Annotated in this window: 7 protein-coding genes and 1 pseudogene; 4 read left to right on the top strand and 4 right to left on the bottom strand. The window is 73.4% G+C overall.

Going from position 1 to position 9,793, the window contains the following annotated elements; genetic code table 11:
• The first annotated feature begins 20 nt into the window (after window positions 1-20).
• Together FNH04_RS33935 and FNH04_RS33930 are read left to right on the top strand one after the other, a co-directional pair.
• The gene (locus FNH04_RS33935; RefSeq protein WP_322724638.1) at window positions 21-482 is read left to right on the top strand and encodes a TIGR03668 family PPOX class F420-dependent oxidoreductase; all 462 of its coding nucleotides are present in this window, start codon (window positions 21-23) and stop codon (window positions 480-482) included.
• A 242-nt stretch (window positions 483-724) separates the two neighbouring features.
• Window positions 725-3,847, top strand: a complete 3,123-nt coding sequence (locus FNH04_RS33930; RefSeq protein WP_152789689.1) for an FAD-binding and (Fe-S)-binding domain-containing protein — start codon at window positions 725-727, stop codon at window positions 3,845-3,847.
• 11 nt (window positions 3,848-3,858) lie between these two features.
• Here FNH04_RS33930 and FNH04_RS33925 read toward each other — a convergent pair whose 3' ends face one another.
• Window positions 3,859-4,542 (bottom strand): HAD family hydrolase, encoded by a 684-nt coding sequence (locus FNH04_RS33925; protein ID WP_152789688.1) that lies wholly within the window; start codon window positions 4,540-4,542, stop codon window positions 3,859-3,861.
• A 56-nt stretch (window positions 4,543-4,598) separates the two neighbouring features.
• The gene (locus tag FNH04_RS33920) at window positions 4,599-5,075 is read right to left on the bottom strand and encodes an Lrp/AsnC family transcriptional regulator (protein ID WP_152789687.1); all 477 of its coding nucleotides are present in this window, start codon (window positions 5,073-5,075) and stop codon (window positions 4,599-4,601) included.
• Window positions 5,076-5,424: 349 nt separating this feature from the next.
• On the opposite strand from FNH04_RS33920, the gene FNH04_RS33915 reads away from it, so the two are divergent.
• Together FNH04_RS33915 and FNH04_RS33910 are read left to right on the top strand one after the other, a co-directional pair.
• Entirely contained in the window at window positions 5,425-6,927 is a 1,503-nt protein-coding gene (locus FNH04_RS33915; RefSeq protein ID WP_152789691.1) for an FUSC family protein, read from the top strand.
• A gap of 64 nt (window positions 6,928-6,991) precedes the next feature.
• A complete protein-coding gene (locus FNH04_RS33910; protein WP_152789686.1) occupies window positions 6,992-8,050 on the top strand; it encodes a lactonase family protein in 1,059 nt (352 codons plus the stop codon).
• A 126-nt stretch (window positions 8,051-8,176) separates the two neighbouring features.
• Here the strand turns inward: FNH04_RS33910 and FNH04_RS33905 are convergent, their stop codons facing one another.
• Window positions 8,177-9,100 carry a sirohydrochlorin chelatase gene (locus tag FNH04_RS33905; protein ID WP_152789685.1) on the bottom strand — a complete coding sequence of 308 codons (924 nt, stop codon included), beginning with the start codon at window positions 9,098-9,100 and terminating at the stop codon, window positions 8,177-8,179.
• Between the two features lie 194 nt (window positions 9,101-9,294).
• Window positions 9,295-9,793, bottom strand: a pseudogene (locus FNH04_RS33900) (ATPase); the annotation flags it as partial.

The following is a 9,793-nucleotide window of genomic DNA, read 5'->3' as shown; positions in this document are numbered from 1 at the left end:
GGCCAAGAGGGGAGCTTACGGTGCCCGGGATGACGGCCGACGAGGCACGGAGGCGGTTCGCCGCCGCCCGGGTGGCGCGGCTGGCCACGGTCGGCCCGGGAGGGCGCCCGCACCTCGTGCCGGTCGTGTTCGCCCAGCACGAGGGCACGATCGTCACCGCGGTCGACCACAAACCGAAGAGGTCCCACCGGCTCCGGCGGCTGCACAATATCGCCGCCCACCCGGCCGTCTGCCTGCTCGCGGACGCGTACGACGAGAACTGGGACCACCTGTGGTGGGTACGGGCCGACGGGGGCGCCCGGATCGTGTCGCCGGACACGACCGTGGAGGAACTGCGCGAGGAGTACGCCGCCGCGATCGAGCTGCTGCGGCGGAAGTACCCCCAGTACGCGAGCCGGCCGCCGGACGGCCCGGTGATCGTGGTCACGGTCCTGCACTGGAGCGGCTGGCGCGCGACGGCCGAGGACGACGAGACCGACTGACGCGGGCTGCACGGGCCTGAGCCACGCATCCCGTACGGGCCCTGAGCCACGCGCCCCGTACCGGCCCTGAGCCACGCATCCCGTACGGGCCCTGAGGCATACCCGCCATGCGGGCTCCGAGGCCCGCGCCCCGTACGGGCCGCACCGGCCGCACCGCCGCGTTCGCGGCCTGGCTTGTCCCCGGCCCGCCTGGGTACCCGCCGGTCCCGTTCGCCTGTTCACCCGTTCGACAGGGAGGCTTCATGGGCGTGAGGGAGGCGCCGGACCCCAGGACCGGCGCGGGGCAGCGGCCGGAGACCGATGCCGAGGAACTGCGCGCGGCGCTGCGCGAGCGGGTGGACGGTGAGGTCCGCTTCGACGCGGGCAGCCGTGCCGCGTACTCCACCGACGCCTCGAACTTCCGGCAGACCCCGGTCGGCGTCGTCGTCCCCCGCACCCCGGAGGCCGCCGCGGAGGCGGTGGCGGTGGCCCGCGAGCACGGCGCCCCGGTGGTCTCCCGGGGCGGCGGCACCAGCCTGGCCGGGCAGTGCGCCAACACGGCTGTGGTGATCGACTGGTCGAAGTACTGCACACGCCTGGAGTCCGTCGACACCGAGGCGCGTACCTGCGTGGTCCAGCCCGGCATCGTGCTCGACGAGCTGAACCGCCGACTGGCGCCCACGGGCCTGCGCTTCGGCCCCGAGCCGGCCACGCACATGAACTGCACCGTCGGCGGCATGATCGGCAACAACTCCTGTGGCGCCACCGCACAGCGCACCGGCAAGGTCGTCGACAACATCGCCCGCCTGGAAGTGCTGTTGGCCGACGGCACCCGGTTCTGGTGCGGGCGGACGGGCGACGAGGAGTACGCCCGGATCGAGCGCCGCGGCGACCCCACGGCGTCCGTGTACCGGGGCCTGCGGCAGCTGCGCGACACCTACGCGGACGAGATACGCCGCCGCTTCCCCGACATCCCGCGCCGCGTCTCCGGCTACAACCTGGACTCGCTCCTGCCGGAGCACGGCTTCGACGTCGCGGGCCTGCTGGTCGGCAGCGAGTCCACGCTGGTCACCGTCCTCCGCGCCGAGCTGGAACTGGTACCGGTACTCGAGGAACGCACCCTGGTCGTCCTCGGGTTCCCCGACGTCTACCAGGCAGCCGACAGCGTGCCGGCGATCCTGCCGCACGAGCCGATCGCCCTGGAGGGCGTGGACGCACGACTGGTCCGCGACCAGCGGATCAAACACCTCAACGCGCAGGCCATCAGCGAACTCCCCGAGGGGAACGCCTACTTGATGGTCCAGTTCGGCGGCGACACCGTCGAGGAGGTCGACGCGCGGGCCCACCGGATGCTGGAAACCCTCCACGAGTCCGAGCACGACCCCGACGTCGCGTTACTCGACGACCCGGCACGCGAGGACGAGCTGTGGCAGGTCCGTGAGGCGGGGCTCGGCGCCACCGCCCATGTACCGGGCCACCCCGACACCTTCGAGGGCTGGGAGGACTCCGCGGTCCCGCCCGAACGGCTCGGCGCCTATCTGCGCCGACTCCAGGACCTCTACGACGAGTTCGGCTACTCCGACGACACCGGGCCCAGCCTGTACGGCCACTTCGGGCAGGGCTGCGTCCACACCCGGATCCCCTTCGACCTCTACACCGCGGACGGCGTCGCCGCGTACCGCCGCTTCATGGAGCGCGCCGCCGATCTCGTCACCGGGTTCGGCGGCTCCCTCTCCGGGGAGCACGGCGACGGACAGAGCCGCGGGGAGCTCCTGGGCAGGATGTTCGGGGCGGACCTCGTCGAGGCGTTCGGCCGCGTCAAGGCCCTCTTCGACCCGGAGAACAGGATGAACCCGGGCAAGGTCGTGGCGCCGTACCGGCTGGACGAGAACCTCCGGCTTGGCGGCGACTGGTCCCCGTACGACCCGCAGGACCTGCACTTCCGCTATCCGGACGACGGAGGCTCCTTCGCGGAGGCCGCCAACCGGTGTGTGGGCGTGGGCAAGTGCCGCGGGCTCACCAACGAGGGCGGCACGGTGATGTGCCCGTCGTACCAGGTGACACGGGAGGAGGAGCACTCCACGCGGGGCCGGGCCCGGCTGCTGTTCGAGATGCTCGACGGCCACGGGGACAGCGCCGTACGGGACGGCTGGCGCTCGGAGGCGGTCAAGGACGCCCTCGACCTGTGTCTGGCCTGCAAGGGCTGCAAGAGCGACTGCCCCGCCGATGTCGACATGGCCACCTACAAGGCGGAGTTCCTGGCCCACCACTACGAGGGGCGCCCCTGGCGCCGGCCGCGTTCGGACCTGACGATGGGGTGGCTGCCCGCGCTGGCCCAGGCGGTGGGCCGTACCCGGCTGGGCCCGGTCGTCAACGCGCTCACGCACACACCGCCGCTCTCCCGGGCCGCCGTCGCCGTCGCCGGGGTCGAGAACCGCGAACTCCCGCTGTTCGCGGACGAGACACTGCGACAGTGGTTCGCCCGCCACGAGCCCCGGGGCGACGGGTCCCGCGGCACGGTCCTCCTCTGGCCCGACACCTTCACCGACTCCTTCCACCCGCATATCGGCAAGGCCGCCGTGCGGCTCATGGAACACGCGGGCTGGCGGGTCACGCTGCCCACCGAGCCGCTGTGCTGCGGGCTCACCTGGATCTCCACCGGCCAGCTCGCCACCGCCAAGCGGATCCTGACGCGTACGGTCCGGCACCTCGCCGAACACGTGCGCGACGGGGGACTGGTGGTGGGCCTGGAGCCCAGCTGCACCGCGGTCTTCCGCTCGGACGCGGGCGAGCTCTTCCCCGGCGACCTCGACGTCCGCAGGCTGCGACGGCAGACCGTGACCCTCGCCGAACTCCTCACCGAGCACAGCCCGGGCTACGAGCCCCCGCGCGTACCCGGCCACGCGGCGCGCGCCCTCGCCCAGGTGCACTGCCACCAGCACGCGGTCCTGGGCTGGGACGCCGACCGGGAACTGCTGGGCCGCGCCGGGGTGGACGCCGAACACCTGGAGTCCGGCTGCTGCGGCCTTGCGGGCAACTTCGGCTTCGAGCGCGGCCACCTGGACGTCAGTGAGGCCTGTGCCGAACGCGTGCTGCTGCCCCGGCTGCGCGAGGCGGCCCCCGAGACGGTGGTACTGGCCGACGGATTCAGCTGCCGCACCCAGATCCACGAACTGGACAGCGGCGGCCACGAGGCCGTGCACCTCGCGGAACTGCTGGCCTCCGCCCTCCCGGACACCGAGGATACGTCCCGCACGGCGTACGGCGTCGCCCCGGGCGCCCGCCCAGCGCCACCGGGGCCCCTGGCCAGGTCCCTCGCCCTGGCCGGCACCGGCCTCGCCGTCGCCGGTGCCGCCACGGGCGTGGTGAGGTTCCTGCGCCGCTGAACACCGGGAGTTCAGGCGGACCGTACGAGCCAGTCGTACGCCATCCGGGCCGTGAACGCGGCCTGACCGCCGCGCACCAGCAGCCCCGCCGTCGCGAACGCCGGGTCGTCGGCCTGGGCGGCGACATACGGGATCGCGACGCAGCGCATGCCGGCCGCATGGGCGGCGGCCGCGCCGGGAGCCGCGTCCTCCAGGACCACGCAGTCGGCGGGGTCGGCGCCCAGCCGGCGCGCGGCCTCCAGGAACACGTCGGGGGCCGGCTTGCCGCGGGCCACCTCGGCGGCCGAGACGGCGGTCTTCAGCCGGTCGGCGAGACCCGTGCCGGTCAGGATCGCCTCGATGGCCTCCGCCGACGATCCGGACGCCACGGCCATCGGCACGTCCTCGTCGGCCAGGAGCTCCACGAACGCCCGCATCTCCGGGTAGACGCGAGTGGAGGCGCGGGCGAGCTCCAGATAGCGGCGGTTCTTGGCGGTGAGCAACTCGTCGAAGGAGGCGGTCAGGCCGTACCGCTCCTTCCAGAGCACGATCGTCTCCTGGATGCTGATGCCGACGTACTGCTCGTGGTCCGCCCAGGTGAAGTCGATGCCGTACGCGGCGAGGGTGTGACGGCCTGCCTCGAAGTAGTTGGGCTCGCTGTCCACGAGGGTGCCGTCGAGATCGAAGATGACCGAGGTGCCGTCGAGAGTGCTCATGGTCTTCAGGGTGCCAGCCACGTCAGTGGCTCCGACAACCCGGGATCTGCCCGTGCTCAACTCCTGGCCGGCCGGCCCACCGACTCCACCAGCGGCAGCACCCGGTGCGGCACGCGTTCGCGCAGGGCCACCTCGGTACGGGTGCGGACCACGCCCGGCAGGCTGATCAGGGTCTGGATCACGTCCTCCAGATGGGCGTTGTCACGCGCCACGACCCGCGTCAGCAGATCACCGCCGCCCGTGATCGAGAACGCCTCGATGATCTCCGGCACGGCGGCCAGCGCGTCGCCCACGTCGTCGAGATGGCCCTGGGTGACCTCGATGTGCACGAAGGCGAGGACGGGGTGGCCGAGGGCGGCGGGGGAGAGGGAGGGTCCCGTGCCCGTGATGACTCCGTCCCGCTCCAGCCGGTCCAGACGGGCCTGGACCGTCCCGCGGGCCACACCGAGGATCCGGGCGTACTCGCGCACACTCGTGCGCGGCTGCTCCAGCAGCAGCCGCAGGATGCGGGTGTCGAGTTCGTCAACGGCCATGGGTCGCCGACCTCCCCGGGGCCTCGGTCGCTGATGGGCGACTGTACCCGTGGTCTTGGTCCATTACCCATGGTCTTGGTCCATTGGCACCTCACTGGCCGACCGAAGCGCCCCTTGAACGGGCCAATGGCCCAGTGAATGGCTCAGCTGTTGAGCCGTTGGGGCAGAAGTGGTTGTCTGTGTCGTATCCACCTACTTACGGCGCCGCGCAGCGCCGGACGGCGACGAGGCCGGTTCCGGAGCGCGGTGCCTTCCGTGTGCCCGCACTCCGTCCGTCACCCTGGACGGCCGCGGGTACGGCGCGCACCACTGCGAGAAGGGGCGGCACACCGCCGTGAACGCGAAGAGGATGTTCATCGCTCCCGACCCGGGAAGCCTGAGGCTGCGGAACGCGACCCGTGCCGTGATCGGTGTCGGCGCCGCCGTCGCCGTCTCCGAGCTGTGCGGGCTCCCGCTCGCCGCGTCGATCACCGGAGGGCTCGCGGCGCTCCTCGCGCTCTTCACGGTCACCGACGCGACCGTGCGCGCCCAGCGGATCACCACCGCGCTGCTGCCCGTCGCCGGATTCCCCGTGCTGGCGCTCGCCACCACCCTGCACGGCGTTCCCACGGCCCGCGACGCGGCGTTCGTGGCCGTGGTCTTCTTCGGTGTCCACGCCCGCCGCTGGGGCGTACGCGGCAACGCGCTCGGGATCTTCGCGTTCATGAGTTTCTTCGTGACGCAGTTCCTGCACGCCGTCCCGTCGCAGCTGCCCGAGCTGTACGCCGCGATGAGCCTGTCCCTCCTGGCCGCCGGTGCCGTGCGCTTCCTGCTGTGGCCCATCGAGCGCCGTATCGCGTCCGTCGCTGCTCCGCCCGCCCTGCCCGGCACCGGTCTGGCGCGGCCCACCACACGGCAGGCCTTCCAGGCCGCTGTCGCCTGCTCCCTGGCGCTCTCCGTCGGCCAGGTGTTCTCCGAAGAGCGCTGGTACTGGGCCGTCGGCACCGCTTGGTGGATCTTCGTCAACACGGCCTCCCGCGGTGAGACCCTGGTCCGCGGTTTCCGCCGCGTCCTCGGCACGGTGACCGGTATCGCCGTCGGGCTGCTGGTCGCCCTTCCGCTGCACGGCGCGCCCGTGCCGTCGGCCACCCTGGTGGCGGTCTGTGTCTTCGGGATCTTCTACACCGCCGCCGTCTCGTACTCCTGGATGGTGCTGGCGGTGACGGTCATGGCCAGCGTGCTCTACGGCCTGCTGGGCGTCCTGGACCCCGACCTGCTGGTGCTCCGTCTCGTGGAGACCGGCGTGGGCACGGTGTGCGCCGCGCTGGCCGTCGCCCTCGTACTGCCGGTCAGGACGCACACGACCAACGATGCCTGGATCCGGCGGGCCCTGCGGTGCGTGCACGCGGCCACCGCCGAGGCCGCCGCCCGCCTCGCCGGCGATCCCGGGGCCGACCCGGCTCCGCACGTCGCCGAGCTGGAGCTGCTGCTCGGTCGCGTACGGACGGCGCTCGCTCCGCTGGTCCACCCGTTGAGCCCCTTCCGCGCCCGGAAGGCCCGAGCCCGCCGGGTCGTCGAGCTGCTCGACGACTGCGTGGCCGAGGTGCGCGCCCTGGTCTCCGTGGCCGCCGATCCGGCCACGCTGCACGCCGCCCCCTTGGCTGCCGCCGCCTGCCGGCGGGTGGAGGCCGCCGCGCAGGCCCTGCTCGTGAGCGAGAGCCCGGGGGCGGCCGCCCCCGGCGGGGCACCCCACCCGGAGGAGAGCGGGGCGCACCTCGCGCACCCGCACCTCACGGGGCTGCGCAACCTGGAGAGGGCACTGGGGCAACTGGCGCTGCCGCTCGGGAGGCAGGGCGGGGGCAGCTTGGTCTAGACCTGCTGCTACCGTCGCCCGAACGGCACGGCGCCGACAGGCGCGTCACCGAGAGGGGACGGCAATGGCAGTGGCAGAGACGGGCGCGGACGGCGCAGGACGGCGACGGCGGGCGTACCTCGGGTCGTTCACGACGGCGGGCGGTCCCGGCGTCGTGGTGGCGGCCGTGGACGGGACGACCGGCGCGCTCACCGCCCTGAGCGGCGTGGGCGACCTCACCGACCCGTCGTACCTCGCCCTGTCCCCGGACGGCGACCTGCTCTACGCGGTCAGTGAGACGGCCGAGGGCGCGGTGGCCGCGTACCGCGTCACCGGCGACAAGCCGGAGCTCACCGGCCCGCCGGTACCGGTCCGGGGCGACGGACCCACGCACCTCGCCCTCGTCGCCGGACACGTCCTGACCGCCAACTACGGCTCCGGCAGCGTCACCGCCGTGCCCCTGCGCGCCGACGGCACCCTCGCGGACGCCGCGTCCGGAGTCCTCCGGCACACCGGCTCGGGTCCGGACGCGCAGCGCCAGGAGGGGCCCCACGCGCACCAGGTGCAGCCGGACCCGAGCGGCCGCTGGGCCGTCAGCGTCGATCTGGGCACGGACTCGGTACGGGTGTGCGCGCTGGACGCCGGGGTGCCCGTCTCGCACCGCGAGACCGCGCTCCGGCCCGGCTCCGGGCCCCGCCATCTGGTCTTCCACCCGGACGGCTCGTACGCGTACGTCGTGCACGAACTCGCCCCGGTCGTCACCGTGTGCCGCTGGGACGCGGACAGCGGCGAGCTGGTGCCGCTCGGCGAGACCCCGCTGCTGCCGGACGCGCCGGACGGCGACGCGTACCCGTCGGGCATCGTCGTCTCACCCGACGGCCGCTTCGTGTGGGTGGCCACCCGCGGCCAGGACGTGCTGTCCGTGCTCGCGGTCCGCGGGGGCGGCGAGGAGCTCGCCCTGGAGGGCACGGTCCCGTGCGGCGGCCACTGGCCCCGCGCGCTCACCGCGTCGGACGGATTCCTGTACGTCGCGAACGAGCGCTCGGGCAACGTCAGCTGGTTCGCGGCCGACCCGGAGACCGGCATGCCCGTACTGGCGGGCTCGATCGAGGTGCCCGCGGTGTCGTGCGTGATCCTCGACTGAGGCGCTGGGCACAGGTCTGGCCGTGGACAGCGGCGAGGGGCCCGCTCCCGAGAGAGGAGCGGACCCCGCGTCGTACGTCGTGAGCGCCCTTCTGCGTCGTACGTCGTCACCCGGTGCGCGGCCGGCTCAGCGCACCGGCATGCCCTGCGGCTGCTGAGGGGTGATGCCCAGCGCCGTCGTGTACTTGGAAAGCGCCAGCTTGCCGATCGCCGGGTAGGGGCCGAGGGGCTCCGCGGCGGCGCAGCTCGCCTCCTTCGCGGCGGCGTCGAGCAGACCGGCGTCGATCTCCGGGCCGATCAGATACGGCGCGACCGCGAGGTTCTGCGAGCCCGAGGAGCGCAGCTGCTCGGCCACGGAGGCTATCGAGCCCTCCTGGTCGAGCGCCGCCGCCATCACCGGTACGGCGAGCCGCGCGGCGAGCAGCATGCCGGTGATCCCGGCCGCCTGCACGGCCTCGTCGCCGCCCACGGACGCGAGGATGATGCCGTCCGCGGCGGTCGCCACCGTGAACAGGCGGGCCCGGTCCGCGCGCGCCAGACCCGCCTCGGACAGGCGCACGTGCAGCGCCTCGGCGAGCAGCGGGTGGGGGCCGAGGACATCGGTCAGGTCGGCCGCGACACGGCTCTCCATGACGGCCTGGCGGACCCGGCGCAGCAGCGCGCTGTCCGGGCCGGCGAGCAGGGGCACGACGACGGCTACGGGGCCGTCCGGCTCCTTGACGTCCATACCGGCGGCGCGGGCCTGCTCGAAGCGGGCGGTGCGCTCCTCGGCGGCGCGCGCGAGCACGGACTGGAGTGTGGGGAACTCGTCGCCGTCCCCGTCGAGGTAACCGATCCGCGCGTCCAGGCCGGGCAGCTCGGAGCGCGCGATGCTCACGACCTCCTCGGCGAGGCTGCGCGTTGCGGCGCTGGGCGTGCCAGGCACCGCGAGGACGAGCGCGGGCGCGCCTTCGGGAGCCGCCAGCGGCTCGGGGCGGCGGTGCCGCCCGGGCTGGCGGGGTCGCGGCATTCGTACAGGCAGGCCGGATGCGGGCCCAGTGGGGGAGCTCATGGCGCCGCATGCTACTGGCTTCGGGGGTTCCCCTGTTCGGGGAGGGTGCAGGTGAGCGGTATCCGTCCCGATTTGTCTGATGAGTTAAGTGACGATGAGTGGAAAAAGGTGTGAGTCCGTACTGACGTGCGGTAACTGCGCGGGCGCATGTCCCCAATGTGGCCGACAGAGGGGATCGATTCCCCTTTGGGGGACTAGTTTTCGGTCATCCGCACCTGCAGCATCCTCTCGTCGTGCGGCAGCGCGGGCACCCCGTCGGCCAACTCGGCCGCGATACGCACCGCGCCGTGCAGCGGATCCCCCTCGGACGCCACACGCCGCGCATGAGGCAGCCGCTCCCTCAACTCGGCTTCCAGGGGTACGAGGAGGGGGTCGCCCATCCTGAACAGGCCGCCGGTGAGGGCGACGCGGGGCTCGCCCGAGGCGGGGCACACGGCGGCCGTGGACTCGGCGATGTGCCGGGCCGCCGCACGCAGGACGTCCGCCGCCACGGGGTCCGCCTCGGCGCAGGCGGCCACTTCCGGCGCGAAGGAGGCCAGTACCGCCGCACGGTCGGTGCGCGGGTAGAGCCGTCCGGGCAGCCCGGTGACCGGTCCGAACAGCTCCTCGGCGCGCGCCAGCAGCCGTGCGGAGCCACCGGGTCGTCCGTCGTGGGTGCGCAGCGCCGCCTCCAGGCCCGCCCGCCCGATCCAC

The sequence above is a fragment of the Streptomyces phyllanthi genome (assembly GCF_009377205.1).
Classification (GTDB): domain Bacteria; phylum Actinomycetota; class Actinomycetes; order Streptomycetales; family Streptomycetaceae; genus Streptomyces; species Streptomyces phyllanthi.
The sequence above is the reverse complement of the archived record's forward strand: the minus strand, read 5'-3'. Positions and strand labels throughout refer to the sequence as shown.

Bases quoted from the DNA above. Each gene is read 5' to 3' on its own strand.
- FNH04_RS33905 (WP_152789685.1), bottom strand. From the start codon at position 9,100: ATGAGCTCCCCCACTGGGCCCGCATCCGGCCTGCCTGTACGAATGCCG.
- FNH04_RS33920 (WP_152789687.1), bottom strand. From the start codon at position 5,075: ATGGCCGTTGACGAACTCGACACCCGCATCCTGCGGCTGCTGCTGGAG.
- FNH04_RS33910 (WP_152789686.1), top strand. From the start codon at position 6,992: ATGGCAGTGGCAGAGACGGGCGCGGACGGCGCAGGACGGCGACGGCGG.
- FNH04_RS33915 (WP_152789691.1), top strand. From the start codon at position 5,425: ATGTTCATCGCTCCCGACCCGGGAAGCCTGAGGCTGCGGAACGCGACC.
- FNH04_RS33925 (WP_152789688.1), bottom strand. From the start codon at position 4,542: ATGAGCACTCTCGACGGCACCTCGGTCATCTTCGATCTCGACGGCACC.
- FNH04_RS33930 (WP_152789689.1), top strand. From the start codon at position 725: ATGGGCGTGAGGGAGGCGCCGGACCCCAGGACCGGCGCGGGGCAGCGG.